This is a genomic window from Cardiobacterium hominis (assembly GCF_900637305.1).
Taxonomy (GTDB): Bacteria; Pseudomonadota; Gammaproteobacteria; order Cardiobacteriales; family Cardiobacteriaceae; genus Cardiobacterium; species Cardiobacterium hominis.
On record NZ_LR134365.1, the window covers coordinates 386,308 to 406,196 of the forward strand.

The following is a 19,889-nucleotide window of genomic DNA, read 5'->3' on the forward strand; positions in this document are numbered from 1 at the left end:
ACCCATGAACACCCACATCATCGGCGGCGGCATCATCGGCCTCACCATTGCCCTCAACCTGTGCCAACGCGGCGAAACCGTTACCCTGCACGAGGCCGAAACGCCATTTGGCGGCGCATCACTTGGCAACGCCGGGCACATCGCCACCGAATACAACTATCCCGTTGCCAGCCTCGCCACCCTGCGCAAACTCCCGGCGATGCTCATCAATCCGCTCGGCCCGCTACGCATCGACTGGCGTTACCTGCCGAAAATGCTGCCCTGGGGCTGGCAGATGTTCACCAACATGCTGCCCGCACGCTACCAGCATAACCACCGCGCCCTGCTCGCGCTCAATCGGGAAAGTCTTGCCGCCTGGGAGCGCCTCGCCGCGCGCTGGCAACTGGCGCCGCTTCTCCGCCACGATGGCATCCTGCACGTCGCCAGCCGCGCCAAAACCGCCGCCCGCCTGCCTGCATACGCCGCGCAACTGCAAGCGCTGGGCTTTCCCTGCCAGTATTTGCACAGCGACCAACTGCAAGAACTGGAACCGGCGCTCGCCCGCCAACACGGTGGCATCCACTACCAGCGCTCGGCGCATATCATCGACCTTGCCGCCCTCGGCGCGAGCCTCGCCCAAGCGCTACGCGCGAGCGGTGGCAACATCCGCGAACACAGTCGCATCACCGCTGCCCGCCGCGAAAACAGCGGCTTCAGCCTCAAAGCGGAAAATGGCGACAGCCACCACGCCGACCGCCTCATCCTCTGCGCCGGTGCGCACAGCAAGGCGCTGGCCGACAGCCTCACCGGCCTGCGCGTGCCGCTGGATACCGAACGCGGCTACCACCTTATGCTGCCACACGAAGCCGCGCGTCTGCGCCTGCCCGTTTCCAGCATTGACCACAGCTTCGTCATGACACCGATGCGGCACGGCCTGCGCCTCGCCGGTACGGTGGAATACGCGGGACTCGAAGCGCCGCCGAACATGGCGCGCGCGCAGAACCTGCGGCCACTGGCGGAAAAACTGCTGCAAGCCCCGCTGGACGCCCGCGATGCCCAGCCCTGGATGGGATTCCGCCCGACCACCGCCGACAGCCTGCCAGTCATCGACCGCGATGGTGACCTGCTCCTCGCCTTCGGCCACCAGCACCTTGGCCTGACGCAAGCGGCGCTCACCGCGGAAATCCTCAGCGCGCTTTACTTCGGCGAAACCCCGCCCATTGACCTCACCCCCTACCGCCTGCACCGTTTTGCCTGAAACGGCTGCGCGGATACGGCACATTTCACAAAATTCCACAACACAAACCCCACAACCGCACCCGCAACGCGGCGAAATTCGGTTTTTTTAACAACCCTCACTCAAATTTCCACAAACCACACAAGCCGCTTATAATGCCCGCCGTTCTCATCGGGGTGTCGGCGCTGCCGGCTGAGAGTTACCCGCAGAACCTGATCCGGATCATGCCGGCGGAGGGATTGAGGCATTCTCTACCTTTGCGGCTGGTCTTCTTTCTTGAAAACGAGGTGCAAAGTGTTCAAAAAACTCCTGATTCTTCTTTCTTTCGCCGCCGCGGCCGCCAGTGCCAAGCCGGTGCTCACCGTCTATACCTACAGCTCTTTCAACACCCAATGGGGCGCGGGTCCCGGTCTGAAAGCCGCCTTTGAAAAAGTCTGCGACTGCGAGGTGAAATATGTCGCCCTTGATCACGGCGTGATGATTCTGAACCGCCTGCGCCAAGAGGGCGAGCAGAACGGCGCCGATGTCATCATCGGCATTGACAACAGCCTGATGCAAACCGCGCTCGATACCGGCCTGTTCGCGCCGAGCGGCGTGGATACCAGCAAGCTGAAACTGCCGGACGGCTGGACGGATCCGGTGTTCGTCCCGTATGACTACGGCTGGTTCAGCTTCGTCTACGACAAGACCCGCCTGAAAAACCCGCCGCGCAGCCTGCACGAGCTGGTGGAAAGCCAAGAGCCGTGGACGGTGATTTATTCCGACCCGCGCGTCAGCACGCCGGGGCAAGGTTTCATGCTGTGGATGCAGAAGGTGTTTGGCGATGACGCCCCCGCCGCCTGGGAAAAACTGGCGAAGAAAACCGTAACCGTCACCAAGGGCTCCAGCGAAGCCTACAGCCTCTTTAGCAAAGGCGAGAGCGACATGGCGCTTTATTATTCGACCTCGCCCGCCTATCAGTTGATGAAGGAAAACAAGGACATTTACGCCGCCGCGCTGTTCGACGAAGGGCATTATTTGCAGGTCGAAGTCGCCGCGCGTACCCGCACCAGCAAACAGCCGGAGCTGGCGCAGAAATTCCTCGAGTTCCTCATCACGCCCGCTTTCCAGGAAAACATCGCCACCACCAACTGGATCTATCCGGCGGGCGATGTCACGCTGCCGGAGGCGTTCGCCAAACTGCCGCGTCCGGCGAAAACGCTGCAGTTCACCCCGGACGAGGTACAGAAAAACCGTCCGCAGTGGATTGAGCAATGGCAGAAGGCGGTAAGCCAATAAGTCCCGTGGCGCGCAGGGGTTGCCCCTGCGCGTTCTTTTTTAATCTAAAGGCTCACACATGAATCCCGTACCAAAACCGCTGTTCCTCGCGCTTGCCCTCGCCGCCGCAAGCGCCCACGCCATCCCCTGCCCTGCCCCGATAGAAGTGCCGGAAGGCGAAGGCATCGAAGCCTCTCCCCACGTCTGCGGCGCGTTGGGCGTCTTTGACCAACACGGCAAAAAAGGCGACAAATGGGGCTACATCAATCCCCAAGGCAAGACCGTGCAGCCCTTCGAATACGAAGCAGCCGAAGCCTTCACCCACAACTGGATGGGCAGCCGCGAACGCGAGTGCGTGGAAGCACAAAAAAACGGCAAGCGCGTGGCGATAGACCCGCAGGGCAAAACCCTGCCGGAAAACACACGCTGCGAATTGCTGCCGCCACCGAACATTTAGACCGCTCCTGCCGAACCGCATTTACATACACGATGAACGCTCAGGCGTATGTATAACTCGCCCCCGACCTCCCGCATTCCCCCCTGGCTTCGACCCGGCCTCCTCGCCGCCGCATTTCTCGTCGCCATCGGCCTTGCCGCCCTGCTCGCTCTCCTCCTGCAAGGCGGAGACGTGCCCGCACAACGCCTCGCCGACCCCTACCTCTGGCACGTACTGCGCTTCACCTTCTGGCAGGCGACCCTTGCGACCGCACTCGCCGTTATCCCCGCCATCTTCCTCGCCCGCGCGCTCCAGCGCCGCCACTTCCCCGGGCGCGACCTGCTCCTGCGCTTCGCCACCATGACCCTCGCCCTGCCGACGCTGGTCGCCATCTCCGGCATCCTCGGCGTGTACGGCAAACAGGGCTGGCTGGCGCACATCTGGCAGGCGCTCGGCGGCGACTGGCGTTTCCGCCCCTATGGCCTCACCGGCATCCTCCTCGTCCACCAATTCTTCGCCCTGCCGCTCGCCACCCGCCTCCTGCTCAACACCCTCGAACAAATCCCCGGCGAACAGCGCCAACTCGCCGCCCAACTCGGCGTGCGCGGCTGGCCGCTCTTTCGCCACCTCGAATGGCCGTGGCTGCGCCGCCAACTGCCGCCCGTCGCCGCGCTCATCTACATGCTCTGCTTCACCAGCTTCAGCACCATCCTCATCCTCGGCGGCGGCCCGAAGGCGACCACCGTCGAACTCGCCATCTACCAGGCGCTGACCTTCACCTACGAACCCGACCGCGCCGCCCTGCTCGCCCTCGTGCAAATCACCTGCTGCCTCACCCTCGTCCTCATCGCCCAAACCCTCGGCAAAAACCTGAACACCGTCCCCGGCCGCCTCCGCCCCTGGCACGACACCCCGCGCGGCTGGTATCCCCGCCTTGCCGACAGCCTCCTCATCGCGCTGTTCCTCCTCTACCAACTGCCGCCGCTCATCGCCGTTCTCCTCGGCGGACTCAACCCGCACCTGGGCGAAGTCCTGCGCGACCCCGCCCTGTGGCGCGCCATCTACACCTCGCTGCGCATAGCCCTGCCCGCAGGCCTCATCAGCCTCACCCTCTGCCTGATGCTCCTCTGGAGCAGCCGCGAACTGCGCCTGCGCGGCCAGCGCCTGCCCGCCAACCTGCTCGAAACCGCGGGCATGCTCAACCTCGCCATGCCCGGCATCGTGCTGGCCACCGGCCTCTTTCTCCTCTTGCGCCGCACCACCGGCCTGCCGCAGCACGCCGACTTCCTCATCATCCTCTGCAACAGCCTGATGGCCATCCCCTACACCCTGAAAATCCTCGCCGCGCCGATGCAAGACATCGCCAGCAACTACCAGCGCCTCTGCGCCGGCCTCGGCGTGCGCGGCCTCACCCGCCTCAAACACATCGAACTGCGCGCACTCAAACGCCCGCTCGCCCAGGCGTATGCCTTCGCCTGCGTCCTCTCGCTGGGCGATTTGGGCATCATCGCCCTCTTTGGCAACGCCGACTTCGCCACCCTGCCCTACCACCTCTACCAACAACTCGGCGCCTACCGCAACGACGCCAGCGACGTCACCGCCCTCATCCTCCTCCTCCTGAGCCTCGCCCTCTACACCCTCATCGAACACCTCGCCCATGCTCCAGCTCGAAAACCTTGAATGGCGCCACCCGCCCTACCACATGCACTTCAACCTGCACGCCGCCGCGGGCGAGCGCCTTGCCATCCTCGGCGCCAGCGGCGCGGGCAAAAGCACCCTGCTCAACCTCATCGCCGGTTTCCTGCCGCCACAACACGGCCGCCTGCTGATAGACGGCACGGACTACACCGCCGCCCCGCCCGCCGCGCGCCCCATCTCCATGCTCTACCAAGAACACAACCTGTTCAGCCACCTGAACGTGCGCGACAACATCGCCATCGGCATCAACCCCAACCTCAAACTCACCGCCGAACAACGCGCGCGCCTGCACGAAACCGCCGAAAAAACCGGCCTTGCCGACCTGCTCGACCGCCTGCCCGAACAACTCTCCGGCGGACAAAAACAGCGCGTCGCCTTGGCACGCTGCCTGCTGCGCGACCGCCCGCTGCTGCTGCTCGACGAACCCTTCTCCGCCCTCGATCCGGCGCTGCGAGTTGAAATGCTCGACCTTTTGGACGACACCTGCCTGCGCCACCAACCGCTGCTGCTCATGGTCACCCACAACCTCGACGACGCCCTGCGCATCGCGCCGCGCAGCCTCGTTATCGACGACGGCACAATCGCCTGGGACGGCACGACCGCCGACCTCGCCCGCGGCGACAGCCCGGCCGCGGCGCTCTTGGGCATCGACAAGGCGGCGGGAGGATGAACAAGCCCCTGGCGCGTTATTTTGCTGGCGCGGTATCGCGCAAGTCTTGCAACAGGCGGGTCAAGGCGGAGAAGGCGGCACTGCCGTGGTTGTCGCCGTCAAGCAGGGTGAATGTGGTATCGCGCTGGTTTTGTTGTAGTTGTCCGGCGAGTGCCCGTGCGTTTTCTACCATGGCGCGGCTACGGCGTTTTGCATCGCCCGCGGCGGCTTGCTCAAGGCTGCCGACGCTGATGCGGACGGCAAGGCTGTCGCGCGGCGCGGTCAGGCGGTCGGCAAAATCGTCAATGCGGCGGTTCTCCCACCAGAGGGACGGGCTGGCGAGGTAGTAGCGCTGCATGCTGGCGCGGGTGTAGAGGTGGTAGAGCGCAAAGAGGCCGCCGTAAGAGTGGCCGTAGAGGCTTTGTTGGCGGCGGTCGATGGGCTGGCGGGCGGCAAGCAGCGGCGGCAGTTCTTCATCGAGGAAGCGGGCGAAGGCTTCGGCCTCGCCGCTGTTGGCGCCGCCTTCTGTCAGCGGCGGGGTGTAGTCGCGGCTGCGCGCGTTGTGGTCGAGCAGTTGTCCGCCGGGGTAGCCGATGCCGACGAGCAGCAGCGCCTGTTTTTTGCCGTCGCCGGGCGGGTTGAGCAGGGGGCGGGCAAGCGGCAGGGCGTAGGGGAAGTAATTGTCGCCGTCCAACAGGTAAAGCACGGGGTAGCCTTCCGGCGGCGCTGCGCCGATGGTGCTGGTCTGGATGCGGTAGCTGCGGCCGGTGTGGGCGGAGGTTATGGTGGTTTCTTCGGCTTGCGGCAGTTGTGCGGGGCGCCAGTCGGCGGCGTGGGCAGCGCTGCCGAGAATGGCGGTGAGGAGCATTTTTTTCATGGGTTTTCGCGGTAGGGGGTTCATCTGTCGCTATTGCTTGCGGCGCGGCGCTCAAGCGGGCAACACCAGCGTGATGGTTAATCCGCCGTCGCGGTTTTCCGCGCATGCCGTGCCGCCGTGCTGTTCGGCGATTTGCGCGACCAGCGTCAGGCCGAGGCCGCTGTTTTCTTTGCGGTTTAGGGTGTAGTAGCGCTCAAAGAGGCGCGGCAGGGCGTAGTCCGGCACGGGCGCGCGCGTCGGGTTGTGCAGGGCGATGCGGGTTTCTTGGCGGTTTTGGCTGACGGCAAGGGTGATTATGCTGCCTGCCGGCGCTTCGCGCATGGCGTTGTCGAGCAGGTTGGCCAGTGCCTGTTCGAGCCAGAAGGGGTCGGCGTTGAGCGGGATGGCGGTGTGTTCGTCGGCGTCGGTGCCGTTATGGCGGAGGCGCAGGGTGAGGTTTTTTTGTGCGAGGCGCGGCTGTTGTTCGCGCTGGTGTTTGTGCCAGAGGGCGGCAAGGTCCAGCGGCTGTTTGTGGACGGGTTCTTTTTCGATGCGCGACAGTTGCAGCAGGCGCTGCACCAGGCGGTGCAGGCGCGCGCTTTGTTGGGCGATGTTATCGGCAAAGCGGGCGCGGTCGGCGGCGGGCAGGTCGTCTTGCAGCAGTTCGGCGCTGGCGCTGATGGCGGTGAGCGGGCTTTTCAGTTCGTGGGTGAGGGTTTCGATGTAGCGGGTGATGTAGGCGCGGTCTTCGAGTTCGCGCCGCATGTCGCCGATGGCAGCGGTGAGGCGGTTCAGTTCGGAGGCGAGGTGGAAGCGCGGCGCGGGCGGGATGGGCGCGTGCGCGGTGGCGTAACGGCGGACGCGGTCGATGCTGCGCCGTATCCACAGGGTGAGCAGGGCGATGAGGGCGAGGGTTGCGCCGAGGTAAAGCAGGCCGCTTTGGCGCAGGTCGTGTTCGGTGCGCTGTTGGTAGGGGATGAGGTCGGTGCCCGGTTTGCCGAGGCTGACGACGCCAAGCAGGCGGCCGTCAGCAGCGTGGACGGGGGCGGCGATGTACATGGTGTTTTGGGTGCTGCGCGCGCCGTATTCGCCGCGCAGGGTGCGCAGGATGTCGTTCCAGCGGCTGTAGTCTTTGCCGGTCTCCGCCGCTTCGCTGTGAAAGAGGACGATGCCCGCGCTATCGGTGATGATGAGTTGTTGGCGGTTCGCGGTTTTGTGGTGCTGGTGGATGTGGATGTCCTGCGGGCGGGCGAGGCGGGCGCGCAGTTGTGCCTGCCAGGCGGGGTTTTGGATGTCGCCGTGTTCCAGCGCGGGCGCGAGTGCGGCGGCGAGCGCCTGGGCGTTGTCGGCGAGGGTGTCTTCCAGCACTTCTTTCATGCCGGGGCGGATTTGTTGTTGTACGTCGCGCAGCAGCAGCGCGCCGCCGAGGGTGAGCGCGAGGCCGTACACGAGAAAGAGGCGGACGAAGATGCTCATGGGCGACCCCAGTCGGTTTGCAGCGGGCGGTGGTCGGAGGTATGCCACGGCAGGGCGCTGCTGTGGGCCTGTCCGTGGCGGACGAGGGCGTGGTCGAGGTTGAGTCCGAGCGGCAACCAAGTCGGCAAGCCGTTGCGCGTCGTTGTGTGTAATCCGGCGCGGCGCAACAGTTCGCGGTAGTGCTGCGAGTACGGGCTACTGTTGAGATCGCCGAGGAGCAGCGCGCTTTTTTCGGTGGCGAGGCGGTCGGCGAGGTGTCGCAAATAGGCGATGCGAGCGCGCGCAAGGTCGGCGTTAATCGGTGGCGGCGGGTGGGCGGCGTAGAGGGTACGGCCGTCGGCAAGTGTGGCGCGAATGTAGGGGTAGTCTTCAATGAATCGGACTTCGCAGGCAGCGAGCGGTGCGCGCGCGAAAACGGCAAGGGCAAACGGGCTGTTTTCTTCGTGTACGCAGCCATGCGGGTAGTGTTGGCGTAGCGGCTGCCAGCCGGGGTCGTGCAGCTGGATTTCGGCGAGTGCGAGGATGTCGGCGTCCGCCGCGAGAAGGCGGGCACTTTCGCCGCGGGCGTCGCGGTTGTCGAGGTTGACGTTGTACCAGATGAGGCGGGTAGCAGCGCTGTCCGGCGGTTCAAGAACGGGCGGCCAGAGCGTCCAGGCGGTGAGGGCGAGCGCCCATGCTGCCCAGAGGTAACGCCAACGGTTGTGCAGGCAGAGCGCGGCAAGGGCGAAAACGGCCGCGTAATGCGGCACGAAATGGCTGAACAGTTCGGCGCTCCAGTGCAGCGCGCCCAGTTGGCCGATGAGCAGGACGGCGAGCGTGAGCCAGGCGAGGGTTTGCAGGCGGCGCGCGAGGTAGGTTTTCATGGTTTGTTATTTGAAGCGGCGCTTCAGCCTTTGTGCCGCGTCACGCTGTCTTCGCGCGGTTGCCAGTCCACCGGCTCGCCGCGCAGCAGTTTGGCGATCATTTCGCGGGTGATGGCGCGGTTTACTTTGGCAATCGCCGCCATGCGCTCGTTGCCGAAGCGCGGCAGGTTGGGGTCGTAGGCTTCTGCCATTTGTTGGGTGGCGTGGCGGTCGCGGTGGTAGTAAAACTCGCTGATTTCCTGGGCTTTTTCCGCGTCCATGCCGAGGACTTCCAGCGCGGTGCGCCCGGTGCGGATGGCGGCGTCGAAGGTTTCGCGGATGATGGCGCTCGCGCCCGCGTTGTAGAGTTCGTACACGTGGATGCGGTCGTAGGCGCGGGCGATGATGGGCAGGTTCGGGTGGGCGCGGCGCACGTGTTCGGTGATGGCAACTGCCTGTTCGCGCTGGTCAATGGCGATGATCAGCAGTTTGGCTTTGGCGATGCCTGCCGCTTCCAAAAGCGCCGGTTGGCTGGCGTCGCCGAAGTAGCTTTTCACGCCGAAGCGCGACAGGCCTTCGACGGTTTCGACGTCGTAGTCAATCACGGTGGTGTGGTAGCCGCAGCTGAGGAGGAGGTCGTCCACCAGCTGGCCGACGCGGCCGTGTCCCAGAATGATGATGGGGTTTTCTTCGGCGATGACGTCTGCTTCGCGCTTGAGGCCGTCGCGGCTGGCACGCGGCGCCAGCAGTTTGTCGTAGGCGATAAAGAGGAGCGGCGTCAGCAGCATGGAGAGGGCGACGACGAGCAGCAGGCGTTCGGCGGTGTCTTCCGGCATGTCGCCATGTTGTACGGCGAAGGAGAGGAGGACGAAGCCAAATTCGCCCGCCTGCGCCAGCGCCAGGGTAAAGAGCGGCAGGCCGGTGCCGCGCAGGCGGAAGGTTTTGCCGAGTACGTACAGCACTGCCGCCTTGATTGCCATGACAGCGACGGTCAAGGCGAGGATGATGTGGTATTCGTGGCGCAGCAGCTCAAAGTCGATGCCCGCGCCGACGGTGATGAAGAACAGGCCGAGCAGGAGGCCTTTGAATGGCTCCAGCGTGCTTTCCAGTTCGTGGCGGTATTCGCTGTCCGCCAGTACCACGCCGGCGATGAAGGCGCCAAGCGCGGGCGAGAGGCCGATGAGGCTCATCAGCGCGGCGATGCCGACGACGAGCATCAAGGCGGTTGCGGTATAGACTTCGCGCATGCGCGAGCGGGCGATGTAGCGCAAGAAGGGATGCGAGAGGTAGTGGAAGGCGGCGATGAGGCCGATGACGATGGCAAGGATGGCGGGCGCCTGGATGTAGCCGGGCAGTCCTTTAAACAGCGTCGCTTCATGGCCACCCGCGCCGTGCGCCGCCGCCGTCAGCTCCGGCAGGGCAATCAGCGGCAGGAGCGCCAGCATCGGGATGACGGCAATATCTTGAAAGAGCAGCACGGAAAAGCTCGCCTGGCCGCCGGGGCTGTTCAGAAGGCCTTTTTCGCCCAGCGTTTGCAGGACGATTGCGGTGGAGGAGAGCGCCAGTACGCAACCGGCGGTAATCGCCACCTGCCACGGCTGACCGAGGATGAGGGCGAGGATGGCAATGGCGGCGATGGTGCCCAGCACTTGCAGGCCGCCCAGCCCCAGTAGTTTGGCGCGCAGTTTCCACAGCATCGCCGGTTCCAGTTCGAGGCCGATGAGGAACAGCATCATCACCACGCCAAATTCGGCAACGTGTTGCACGTCGTGCGTTTCCTGGCCGACCAGATGCAGGGTCGGGCCGATGAGGATGCCGGCGAGCAGGTAGCCGAGTACCGAGCCGAGGCCGAGTCGCTTCGACAGCGGCACGATCAGCACGGCGGCGGCCAGGTAAATGAAGGCGGAGGTAAACAATGCGGTCATGCAATCTCCTTGTTTGTGGCGGGAAAAACGGGCGGAAATTATAGCGGATAGGCGACGTGCGACGGTCAGCGGCTATGAAAAAACCGCCGCGGGCGAATGCCGTTGGCGGTTTGGAATTTAGCAGCTTTTGGGATTTAGCAGCTGTAGTACAGCTCGAATTCCAGCGGATGCACTTGCAGGCGCATCCGTTCGACTTCCTGGCGTTTGATGTCTATGTAGCTGCGCAGCAGGTCGTCGTTGAAGACGTCGCCCTGTTTGAGGAAGGCGTTGTCCGCTTCCAGCGCGTCCAGCGCTTCTTCCAGCGAGAAAGCGACTTGCGGGATGTTGTCGGCTTCTTCCGGCGGCAGGTCGTAGAGATCTTTGTCCATCGCCTCGCCCGGATGCAGTTTGTTTTTGATGCCGTCCAAGCCCGCCATCAGCAGCGCGGCAAAGGCGAGGTAGGGGTTGGCGGTGGAGTCGGGGAAGCGAATTTCGATGCGCCGCGCTTTGGGGTTGGTGATGTAGGGGATGCGGATGGAGGCGCTGCGGTTGCGCGCGGAGTAGGCGAGCATAATCGGCGCTTCAAAGTGCGGCACGAGGCGTTTGTAGCTGTTGGTGGAGGGGTTGGTAAAGGCGTTCAACGCGCGCGCGTGTTTGATGATGCCGCCGATGAAGTACAGCGCCATGTCGGAGAGGCCGCCGTAGCCGTCGCCGCTAAAGAGGTTCTTGCCGTCTTTGATGAGCGAGATGTGGACGTGCATGCCGGAGCCGTTGTCGCCGACGATGGGCTTGGGCATGAAGGTCGCGGTTTTGCCCGCCGCGTGGGCGACGTTGTGGATGATGTATTTGAGTTGCTGGACTTCGTCGGCCTTGCGCACCAGGGTGTTGTAGCGCACGCCGATTTCGCATTGCCCGGTAGCGACTTCGTGGTGCTGCACTTCCACGCCCTGGCCGACGCGGGTCAGCAGTTCGCACATTTCGGCGCGCAGGTCGTGCAGGGAATCCACCGGGGCGACCGGGAAGTAGCCGCCTTTGACGTTCGGACGGTGGCCGCTGTTGCCGGTTTCGATGTCGGCGGCGCTGTTCCAGATGCCTTCTTCGCTGACGATTTCAAACATGACTTTGTGCATGCTGGTCTGGTATTTCATTTCGTCGAAAATGAAAAATTCGTTCTCCGGGCCGAAGTTGGCGGAATCGGCAATGCCGGTGGCCTTGAGGTAGGCCTCGGCACGGCGGGCCAGCGACCGCGGGTCGCGCGCGTAGCCCTGCATGGTGTCCGGCTCGATGATGTCGCAGGTGAGGACGAGGGTTTTGTGCGCGTAGAAGGGGTCGATGTAGGCGGTCGCCGGGTCGGGCATGAGGATCATGTCGGAGTTGTGGATGCCCTTCCAGCCGGCAAAGGAGGAGCCGTCGAACATTTTGCCTTCTTCAAAGAAGTCTTCGTCGATGTCCGCCGGGTAGCTGATGTGGTGTTCTTTGCCCTTGCTGTCGGTGATGCGCAGGTCGAGGTATTCGATATTTTCGTCGTGGATGAGTTGCAGGATGTCGTTCGGGGTCATGCGGTTGCTCCGGTTGTGTGGTAAAGGGCGCCATTATATGCGCGCGGGTGCAGGCGGTGGGGTTTAGGCGGTAAAATGTCGCCTTATCTGGCGGGTCCCCCGCTGTTTTTGTTTGTTATTGTAGAGGTTTTTATGGTTGTTACCCGTTTTGCCCCCAGCCCGACCGGCGATTTGCATATCGGCGGGGTGCGTACCGCGCTGTATTGTTGGCTGCACGCGCGCCAGCATCAGGGCGTGTTCCGCCTGCGCATTGAGGATACGGATTTGGAGCGCTCGACCGAGGCGTCCACCCGGGTGATTCTCGATGGTCTGAACTGGCTCGGCCTGCATCATGACGGCGAAATCGTCTATCAAAGCAAGCGCTTCGCCGACTACGACGCGATTATCGAGCAGATGATTGCGCGCGGGCAGGCGTACTACTGCTGGTGCACACCGGAGGAGCTGGAGGCGATGCGCGAGGAGCAAAAGCGCCTCGGCCTGCCACAGCGTTACAACGGCAAATACCGCGACGGCGGCGAACCGGTGCCGGGCGTGACACCGGCGGTGCGCTTCAAGAATCCGCTGGAAGGAAGCGTGAGCTGGCACGACAAGGTGCGCGGCGTAGTGACGGTCAATAACAGCGAGCTCGATGACTGGGTCATTCGCCGCTCCGACGGTGCGCCGACTTACAACTTCTGCGTGGTCGTCGATGATGCGGCGGCGAAAGTGTCGCTGGTCATCCGCGGCGAAGACCACGTCAGCAACACGCCGAAACAGATTAACCTCTACCGCGCGCTGGGATACGACGTGCCGGAATTTGCGCACGTGCCGATGATTCTCGGCGACGACGGCAAGCGCCTGTCGAAGCGGCACGGCGCGACCAACGTCCTCGATTACCGTCGCGAAGGCTACCTGCCACCGGCAATCCTGAACTATCTGGTGCGCCTTGGCTGGGCGCACGGCGACCAGGAAATTTTCAGCATGGACGAGATGTTGCAGTATTTCCGCATTGATGACGTGCATAGCGCCGCGTCCACCTTCAACACCGAAAAACTGCGCTGGCTCAACCAGCACTATATAAAAGAATCGACGCCAGAAGCGCTGCTGCCGCAGTTGTTGCCGCATTTCGCCGCATTGGGCGTTACTGCCGATGAAACGACCGTGCTGCGCGCCATCCCACATTACCAGGAGCGCGCGAAAACGCTGAAAGAAATGGCAGAACATATGGCGTGGATATTCGTCGCGCCGACGGCCTTCCCGGCGGATGCGGCAAAAAAAGCGTTCAAAGGCGGAGAAACCGCGCACTTGCTGCAAGACCTGCAAACGCGCATCGCCGCACTCGCTGACGTGAACGTGGAAACGCTGCACGATGCCATCGCCGCCTGCGTCGAAGCAAACGGCGTCGGCTTTGGCAAAGTCGGCCAACCGGCGCGGCTCGCCGTCACTGGCGGCGCACCGTCGCCCGATTTGGCGGTTACCCTGTCGCTGCTCAATACGGCAGAAATCCTGCGCCGTTTACAGTTCGCCGCAGAATATATCGCGCAAAATCAGGGCTGAATAAAAAAAACCGTCCCGCCGTTGACGAAGGCGTGCGTTCTGCATAAAATGCGCGCCTTCCCGAATACGGGGCTATAGCTCAGCTGGGAGAGCGCCTGCATGGCATGCAGGAGGTCAGCGGTTCGATCCCGCTTAGCTCCACCAAATGTCCCCATCGTCTAGAGGCCTAGGACATCGCCCTTTCACGGCGGTAACAGGGGTTCGAATCCCCTTGGGGATGCCACCTTTCGGGTGGCATCAATTTTTTCGGGAAACCATCACGCAGTTTCAAGCATCTGTCCCCATCGTCTAGAGGCCTAGGACATCGCCCTTTCACGGCGGTAACAGGGGTTCGAATCCCCTTGGGGATGCCAACTGCCCGCATTTTGAAACACGCTTAAGGCGTGTTTTTTCTTGCCTGCATTCCGGCAAAAAAATATATATCACGATGAACGCTCAGGTGTATGTAAACGCCCGCCAGCCGCCGCAAAACCACATTGCCGAAAGCACCGCTTGAGCGTATATTGCCGCCTTCATTTCGCCCATTCCACCGGAGAACCCCATGCGCAAAATCGGCAAATCGCACAAGCTGGACAACGTCTGCTACGACATTCGCGGCCCTGTGCTGGCGGAAGCGATGCGCATGGAACGTCAGGGCTACGACATCGTCAAACTCAACATCGGCAACCCGGCACCGTTCGGCTTTAACGCGCCGGACGAAGTGCGCGAAGACCTCATCGCCAACCTCTCCAAAGCGCAGGGTTACAGCGAATCCAAAGGCGTCTTTGCCGCGCGCAAAGCAGTAATGCACGAAACCCAGCGCCTCGGTATCAAGGGCGTGACCGTTGATGACATCATCCTCGGCAACGGCGTCTCCGAACTCATCGTGATGGCGATGCAAGCGCTCTTGGACAGCGGCGACGAAGTCCTGCTGCCGATGCCGGACTACCCGCTGTGGACCGCCGCCATCAACCTCTCCGGCGGCAAAGCAGTGCACTACCTCTGCGACGAGGAAAACGGCTGGAACCCGTCTATCGAAGACATCCGCGCCAAAGTCAGCGCCAACACCAAAGGCATCGTCCTCATCAACCCGAACAACCCCACCGGTGCGGTCTATAGCGAAGAAATCCTGCGCGAAATCGTCGCCATCGCCGAAGAACACGGACTGGTCATCTTCGCCGATGAAATCTACGACAAAATCCTCTACGAAGACGCCAAACACATCCCGATTGCCACGCTGGTCGAAAGCACCCTGTGCGTCACCTTCAACGGCATGTCCAAAGCCTACCGCGCGGCCGGTTTCCGCTCCGGCTGGATGATCCTCTCTGGCAACCTGGAAATCGCGCGCGGCTACCTCGAAGGACTGGAAATGCTGTCATCCATGCGCCTCTGCGCCAACGTGCCGGCACAATACACCATCCAGACTGCGCTCGGCGGCTACCAAAGCATCTACGACCTCACCCGCCCTGGCGGACGTCTGCGCGAACAGCGCGACCTCGCCTGGCAGAAAATCAACGCCATCCCCGGTCTCTCCATGACCAAACCGATGGGCGCACTCTACGGCTTCGTCAAAATTGACGTCGAGCGCTTCAACATCCGCAACGACGAGCGCTTCATCCTTGACCTGCTGCGCAGCAAACAAATCCTCCTCGTCCACGGTCGCGCCTTCAACTGGCACGCGCCCGACCATTTCCGCGTCGTCTTCCTGCAATACAAGGACGATCTCAGCAGCGCATTAGACAAAGTCGCCGATTTTTTGAAAACTTACCAGCAAAAATAGCGCATTGTAAAAAAAGCAAAAGCCCGCCTTGACGACCACTGCCAATCTCCTTAGAATTCGCCGCCTCAATTCCAATCCCGGATAGCTCAGTCGGTAGAGCAAGTGACTGTTAATCACTGGGTCGGCGGTTCGAGCCCGTCTCCGGGAGCCAAATTGAGGAAGACAAACACGACTATTCCCGGATAGCTCAGTCGGTAGAGCAAGTGACTGTTAATCACTGGGTCGGCGGTTCGAGCCCGTCTCCGGGAGCCAAACCCAGAATTCCAAAAAACGCCCATTACGGGCGTTTTTTCTTGCCCGCAGAAAAAACCTATCCGCTACAATAGCGCCTCTTTACATTCAGGAAATCCAACACCCCCATGAGCAAGCGATTGAGCGACGAGGCGATACGGCAACTGGTGCAGCAGGATATGCAGGCGACCGAAGCGCTGATGCGCGCGGAAATGCAGTCCGAAGTCCCGCTGGCAGAACTGGTGATGCAATACGCCATCGGCGACGGCGGCAAGCGCTTCCGCCCGCTCCTGACCCTGCTGAGCTGCGGCCTCTGCGACTACCGCGGCGAACACGCCATTACCGCCGCCGCCTTCATCGAATTCATCCACAACGCCACCCTGCTGCATGATGACGTCGTCGATGAATCGGCGCTGCGCCGCGGCAAACCCTCTGCCAATATCGCCTTCGGCAACGCCGCCAGCGTCCTCGTGGGCGACTTCCTCTACACCCGCGCCTTCCAGCTGATGGTGCGCACCGGCAACAGCGCCGTCATCGCGATGATGGCCGATGCGGTCAACCTCATCGCGGCGGGCGAAGTCATGCAGCTCGGCAACATGCACGACCCGGACGTGGACGAGCCGCGCTACTACCGCGTCATCGAACTCAAAACCGCCGTACTGTTTGCCGCCGCCTGCAAAACCGCCGGACTGCTTGCTGGCCTTCCCGAAGCGCGCAGCGAACAGCTCGCCGTGTACGGCCGCAAACTCGGCATGGCCTTTCAAATCATGGACGATCTGCTCGACTACACTGGCGACGAAGCGCTCATCGGCAAATCACTCGGCGACGACCTCGCCGAAGGCAAACCGACCTTGCCGCTCATCCGCGCGCAACAGCAACTCCCCGCCGCAGGAAAACAACGCCTGCGCGACATCATCGAAGCGGGCGACCGCGAGGCGATTGGCGAAGTCATCGCCCTCCTGCAGGCAACCGACGCCCTGCCCTATAGCCGTCAAGCGGCGGAACGCCTTGCCCATGAAGCGGTGCAGGCGTTGACCGCATTCCCTGACAGCGCCTACAAGGACGCGCTTTTTTCGCTGGCGCAACGCACCACCGAACGCGAGCGCTAAAACCAATAACGGTGCGCCAACACCGCGCTCATGATGAGCGACATGGCAATCACCGCCGGGCGTATCAATCGGTTTCCCTTGCTGATAATCAGCCCGGCGGCGAGACGCGCGCCGAGGATTTGTCCGACGGCCATCGCAACCCCCGCCAGCCAGACGATTTTCCCACCGATGAGGAAAACCAGCAGCGAGACCAGATTGGTGGTCGCGTTGTAGGCTTTCGCTTCAATCGTCGCATTCTGCAGGGTGTAACCGCGCAGGGAAATCAGCGCCAGCATGAAGAAACTGCCGGTGCCGGGCCCGAGAAAACCGTCGTAAAAACCGATGGGCAGCGCCGCCGCGAGGGCGAATTTTCCGTATGGCAACCGCGCCTCACGCGCTACCGAGCCAAGCGACGGCATAAAGATAAAAATCAGCGCGACCACCGCCAACAGCAACGGCAGCGCCTGTTGCAGCGCTTCTTTCGGCAGATATTGCACCGTCAGCGTGCCGCAAGCGGCGCCGAGCGCGCAGGCGGCGATGCCCGGCAACAGGCGGCGGAACTGGATTTGCCCGCGTTTGACGAAATACCACGTCGCCAGCAGCGTGCCGCAGCTTCCTTGCAACTTGTTGGTGGCGAGCGCCGCGTCCGGCGGCAGCCCGGCGAGCAGCAGCGAGGGAATGGTCAGCATGCCGCCGCCACCCGCGAGGGTATCCACGAAACCGGCAACGATGCCGACCAGCGTCAGCAGTGCGAGAATCCAGAACGGCAGTTCAGCAAGCATCGTCATCTCCCGCCATCCACTGATCCAGTTGCGCCACCAGCGCGGGCAGCCCTTCCTTTTTCAGACTGGAAAACATCTGCACGGAAAACGGCGCGTGCCAGTTGGCCAGCTCGCCGCGTACCGCCTGCAACTGCTTGCCCGCCGCGCCGCGACTGAGCTTGTCCGCCTTGGTCAAAAGAATATGCGCGGGCAACTGCCGCTCGGCGCAGCATTCCAGCATACGGATATCCAAGTCCTTCATCGGATGGCGGATATCCATTAAGAGGACAATACCGCGCAGCACCGCGCGCGTCAGCAAATAGCGCCCCAACAGCGCCTGCCAATGCGCGCGCATCTGCTCCGGCACCTCGGCATAACCATAGCCCGGCAAATCCACCAGATAACAACCCGCCTCCGGTAACGCGAAATAATTGATGAGCTGCGTCCGCCCCGGCGTGCGTGACACCCGCGCCAGCGCTTTTTGATTGGTGAGCGTATTTAACGCGCTGGATTTACCGGCGTTGGAACGCCCGGCGAAGGCGATTTCGATGCGCGCATCGGCGGCGAGTTGATCCTCGCGGTTGGCGGAAAAGGCAAAGCTGGCCTGCTGGTAACGGTTATTCATCTTTAGTAAAATGCGGGAAAATTCACCTGAATATATCAGGCATCCAGCAAACAACAAAAGAAAAATCTTGCGGAGCAAGTCATGAAAAAAGGCATTGTGACAATTCTATTGGGCAGCATCGCTGTCTGGGCGCAGGCGGCAGACCTCAAGGCCGGGGAAGAAAAGGCGATGGTATGCGTCGCCTGCCACGGCCCCGGCGGCGTCAGCGCCAACCCGGACTGGCCGTCATTGGCCGGACAGGGGCAAAAATACATTGAAAAACAACTCAAAGATTTCAAAAGCGGCGAGCGTCCGAACATGGTCATGCAGCCGCAGGCAGGCATGCTTTCTGACGAAGACATCGTGAACGTTGCCGCCTACTTCGCCGCCCAAACCCCGCCGCAGGCGACCACCGAAGGCGCGGGCGACAACCCCGAAGAACTGCTCGCCCTGGGCGAAGCGCTTTACCGCGGTGGCGACATGAGCAAAAACGTCCCTGCCTGCATGGCCTGCCACGGCCCGACCGGCGCGGGCATCGAACCGGCCGCCTTCCCGCGCATCTCCGGCCAGCACGCCAAATACACCCGCACCCAGCTGGATGCCTTCCGCACCTCGGCACTGATTGACCAACAGGCGAGCGAAACCGACCGCGCATCGCTGGTCGTGCGCGCCAATGATCCGAACGGCATGATGCGCGACGTCGCCGAAAAACTGACACCGAAACAAATCGAAGCGGTGGCGCGCTACATGCAGGGGCTGCATTGATTGCGTAACGACGAGCAGTGGTGGCGCCAGCCGCTACACCGCCTCTCCGACAAACAATGGGAAGCCCTCTGCGACGGATGCGGACTGTGCTGCCTGAACAAAATGGAAGACATTGATACGGGAGAAGTGTACTTCTCCCGTGTTGCTTGCAAACTGCTGGACATCAAAACCGGGCGTTGCCGCGACTATCCCTGCCGCCAGCAACACGTCCCGGACTGCCTCTCGCTGCGGGAAATGAAACGCCACGAATACAGCTGGCTGCCGCCAACCTGTGCCTACCGCCTGCGGGCAGAAGGCAAAAATCTGCCGCCCTGGCACTACCTCATCTGCGGCGACCGGCAGGAAGTGCACCGCCGCTACCGCAGCGTGCGCCACTTCGCCCTGAGCGAAGCTGACGGCCACGCCATTGATGACCATCTGCTCTATCGACTAGAAGACATACTCGGAGAAGGAGACCAGGAACCATGACCAACCCATCCGTACTCATACTGCGCATCACCGCTGCCATCCTCATCATCCTCGTCATCGCCGTTACCGCGCTTGCCATCCGGCGCAACCGGCGGCGCGAACGCGACCGCCACGACGGCCACCCGCGCTACCGCAGTTCCAGCCTGGACAGCGGCATCGGTCTGCCGGATGACGGCGTTACCGACTTTGAAGCGGGCGGCGTCGAAATGCACAAAACCAGCCGTTTGAATCCCGGCTTCTTCAGCGGCGGCAAAGCGCCCGAACCGCCCAAGCCGCGCGGCAAACCGCCGGAGCACCTCATCCCCCTCACCATCATGGCACCGCAGGGACAGCCCTTCAGCGGCAAAACCGTCGCCCGCCTCGTGCAGAACTTCGGCCTGCAATACTCGCCCAACCACACCTACGAACTGCTCACCGCTGGCGGACAAGAAATCTTCTGCACCCTGCTCAACGTCCGCCGCCCGCCGACCTTCCCGGAGCAGCTCGACAGCCGCGACGCGAGCTACGAAGGCTTGCTGCTCGTGCTGCAACTGCCGGTCAGCCAAAAGCCGGTGGAAGACTGGGAAACCTACATCGCGCTTGCCCACGAAATGAGCGAGAACTGCGGCGGCAAACTGAGCGACCACAACCGCCGCCCGCTAAACGAGCGCGACCTCGAACGCCTGCGCAAAAGCGTCGAAGCCTACGAGCTTGAATACCTCAACTGGCTGCGCCGCCAGAGCTGACTTTTCCACACACCGCCCGCATCTGCGGGCGGTAGCGTCTATATTGCCCGCCCTTCCCC

18 protein-coding genes, 5 tRNA genes and 1 riboswitch are annotated in these 19,889 nt (G+C 62.6%); of the genes, 16 read left to right on the plus strand and 7 right to left on the minus strand.

What is annotated here, in order from left to right; translation table 11 throughout:
* Nucleotides 1-4: 4 nt before the first annotated feature.
* From EL199_RS01735 to thiQ, 5 genes are all read left to right on the plus strand, one after another.
* Nucleotides 5-1,237 carry an NAD(P)/FAD-dependent oxidoreductase gene (locus EL199_RS01735; RefSeq protein ID WP_004140905.1) on the plus strand — a complete coding sequence of 411 codons (1,233 nt, stop codon included), beginning with the start codon at nucleotides 5-7 and terminating at the stop codon, nucleotides 1,235-1,237.
* Between the two features lie 141 nt (nucleotides 1,238-1,378).
* Nucleotides 1,379-1,472: riboswitch (TPP riboswitch) on the plus strand.
* Between the two features lie 38 nt (nucleotides 1,473-1,510).
* On the plus strand, nucleotides 1,511-2,494 hold the full coding sequence (gene thiB / locus EL199_RS01740) for a thiamine ABC transporter substrate binding subunit (protein ID WP_004140904.1): 984 nt from the start codon (nucleotides 1,511-1,513) through the stop codon (nucleotides 2,492-2,494).
* A gap of 58 nt (nucleotides 2,495-2,552) precedes the next feature.
* Nucleotides 2,553-2,930: a WG repeat-containing protein gene (locus EL199_RS01745; protein WP_040355122.1), complete on the plus strand. Its 378-nt coding sequence runs from the start codon at nucleotides 2,553-2,555 to the stop codon at nucleotides 2,928-2,930.
* Between the two features lie 48 nt (nucleotides 2,931-2,978).
* On the plus strand, nucleotides 2,979-4,589 hold the full coding sequence (gene thiP / locus EL199_RS01750; protein ID WP_040355119.1) for a thiamine/thiamine pyrophosphate ABC transporter permease: 1,611 nt from the start codon (nucleotides 2,979-2,981) through the stop codon (nucleotides 4,587-4,589).
* Nucleotides 4,567-5,277 (plus strand): thiamine ABC transporter ATP-binding protein ThiQ, encoded by a 711-nt coding sequence (gene thiQ, locus EL199_RS01755; RefSeq protein ID WP_004140899.1) that lies wholly within the window; start codon nucleotides 4,567-4,569, stop codon nucleotides 5,275-5,277. The genes thiP and thiQ overlap by 23 nt, the downstream gene beginning before the upstream one ends.
* 16 nt (nucleotides 5,278-5,293) lie before the next feature.
* Here thiQ and EL199_RS01760 read toward each other — a convergent pair whose 3' ends face one another.
* The 5 genes from EL199_RS01760 to glnA form a co-directional block, all read right to left on the minus strand.
* On the minus strand, nucleotides 5,294-6,133 hold the full coding sequence (locus tag EL199_RS01760; RefSeq protein WP_004140898.1) for an alpha/beta hydrolase: 840 nt from the start codon (nucleotides 6,131-6,133) through the stop codon (nucleotides 5,294-5,296).
* Between the two features lie 51 nt (nucleotides 6,134-6,184).
* Nucleotides 6,185-7,588 (minus strand): two-component system sensor histidine kinase CreC, encoded by a 1,404-nt coding sequence (creC, locus tag EL199_RS01765; RefSeq protein ID WP_004140896.1) that lies wholly within the window; start codon nucleotides 7,586-7,588, stop codon nucleotides 6,185-6,187.
* The gene (locus EL199_RS01770) at nucleotides 7,585-8,451 is read right to left on the minus strand and encodes an endonuclease/exonuclease/phosphatase family protein (protein ID WP_004140894.1); all 867 of its coding nucleotides are present in this window, start codon (nucleotides 8,449-8,451) and stop codon (nucleotides 7,585-7,587) included. The genes creC and EL199_RS01770 overlap by 4 nt, the downstream gene beginning before the upstream one ends.
* 23 nt (nucleotides 8,452-8,474) lie before the next feature.
* The gene (locus EL199_RS01775; RefSeq protein WP_004140892.1) at nucleotides 8,475-10,355 is read right to left on the minus strand and encodes a monovalent cation:proton antiporter-2 (CPA2) family protein; all 1,881 of its coding nucleotides are present in this window, start codon (nucleotides 10,353-10,355) and stop codon (nucleotides 8,475-8,477) included.
* Between the two features lie 134 nt (nucleotides 10,356-10,489).
* Complete coding sequence (gene glnA / locus EL199_RS01780) at nucleotides 10,490-11,893, minus strand: type I glutamate--ammonia ligase (RefSeq protein ID WP_004140891.1); 1,404 nt, start codon at nucleotides 11,891-11,893, stop codon at nucleotides 10,490-10,492.
* A gap of 132 nt (nucleotides 11,894-12,025) precedes the next feature.
* Between glnA and gltX the strand changes: the two genes are divergently transcribed.
* The 8 genes from gltX (at nucleotide 12,026) to EL199_RS01820 (ending at nucleotide 16,528) form a co-directional block, all read left to right on the plus strand.
* Nucleotides 12,026-13,429, plus strand: a complete 1,404-nt coding sequence (gltX, locus tag EL199_RS01785) for a glutamate--tRNA ligase (RefSeq protein WP_040355115.1) — start codon at nucleotides 12,026-12,028, stop codon at nucleotides 13,427-13,429.
* Between the two features lie 68 nt (nucleotides 13,430-13,497).
* Nucleotides 13,498-13,573 (plus strand) — tRNA-Ala (locus tag EL199_RS01790).
* Between the two features lie 3 nt (nucleotides 13,574-13,576).
* Nucleotides 13,577-13,652: transfer RNA gene (locus EL199_RS01795), tRNA-Glu, on the plus strand.
* Nucleotides 13,653-13,706: 54 nt separating this feature from the next.
* A tRNA-Glu gene (locus EL199_RS01800) sits at nucleotides 13,707-13,782 on the plus strand.
* A 188-nt stretch (nucleotides 13,783-13,970) separates the two neighbouring features.
* Nucleotides 13,971-15,188 carry a pyridoxal phosphate-dependent aminotransferase gene (locus EL199_RS01805; RefSeq protein WP_004140887.1) on the plus strand — a complete coding sequence of 406 codons (1,218 nt, stop codon included), beginning with the start codon at nucleotides 13,971-13,973 and terminating at the stop codon, nucleotides 15,186-15,188.
* Between the two features lie 75 nt (nucleotides 15,189-15,263).
* A tRNA-Asn gene (locus tag EL199_RS01810) sits at nucleotides 15,264-15,339 on the plus strand.
* A gap of 25 nt (nucleotides 15,340-15,364) precedes the next feature.
* A tRNA-Asn gene (locus EL199_RS01815) sits at nucleotides 15,365-15,440 on the plus strand.
* Between the two features lie 107 nt (nucleotides 15,441-15,547).
* On the plus strand, nucleotides 15,548-16,528 hold the full coding sequence (locus EL199_RS01820) for a polyprenyl synthetase family protein (protein WP_004140886.1): 981 nt from the start codon (nucleotides 15,548-15,550) through the stop codon (nucleotides 16,526-16,528).
* On the opposite strand, the gene EL199_RS01825 is transcribed toward EL199_RS01820, so the two are convergent.
* Nucleotides 16,525-17,289 (minus strand): TSUP family transporter, encoded by a 765-nt coding sequence (locus EL199_RS01825; RefSeq protein WP_040355112.1) that lies wholly within the window; start codon nucleotides 17,287-17,289, stop codon nucleotides 16,525-16,527. The two genes, EL199_RS01820 and EL199_RS01825, sit on opposite strands and share 4 nt — an antisense overlap.
* Nucleotides 17,279-17,893, minus strand: coding sequence for a ribosome biogenesis GTP-binding protein YihA/YsxC (gene yihA / locus EL199_RS01830; protein ID WP_004140881.1), 615 nt, complete (start codon nucleotides 17,891-17,893; stop codon nucleotides 17,279-17,281). Before yihA ends, EL199_RS01825 begins: the two co-directional genes overlap by 11 nt.
* An 81-nt stretch (nucleotides 17,894-17,974) precedes the next feature.
* On the opposite strand from yihA, the gene EL199_RS01835 reads away from it, so the two are divergent.
* Genes EL199_RS01835 through EL199_RS01845 form a run of 3 tightly spaced genes read left to right on the plus strand, consistent with a single transcriptional unit; the run spans nucleotide 17,975 to nucleotide 19,830 of the window.
* A complete protein-coding gene (locus EL199_RS01835; protein WP_004140879.1) occupies nucleotides 17,975-18,637 on the plus strand; it encodes a c-type cytochrome in 663 nt (220 codons plus the stop codon).
* Complete coding sequence (locus tag EL199_RS01840; protein WP_004140878.1) at nucleotides 18,638-19,105, plus strand: YcgN family cysteine cluster protein; 468 nt, start codon at nucleotides 18,638-18,640, stop codon at nucleotides 19,103-19,105.
* Nucleotides 19,102-19,830 (plus strand): cell division protein ZipA C-terminal FtsZ-binding domain-containing protein, encoded by a 729-nt coding sequence (locus tag EL199_RS01845; RefSeq protein ID WP_004140876.1) that lies wholly within the window; start codon nucleotides 19,102-19,104, stop codon nucleotides 19,828-19,830. Before EL199_RS01840 ends, EL199_RS01845 begins: the two co-directional genes overlap by 4 nt.
* Nucleotides 19,831-19,889: the final 59 nt, after the last annotated feature.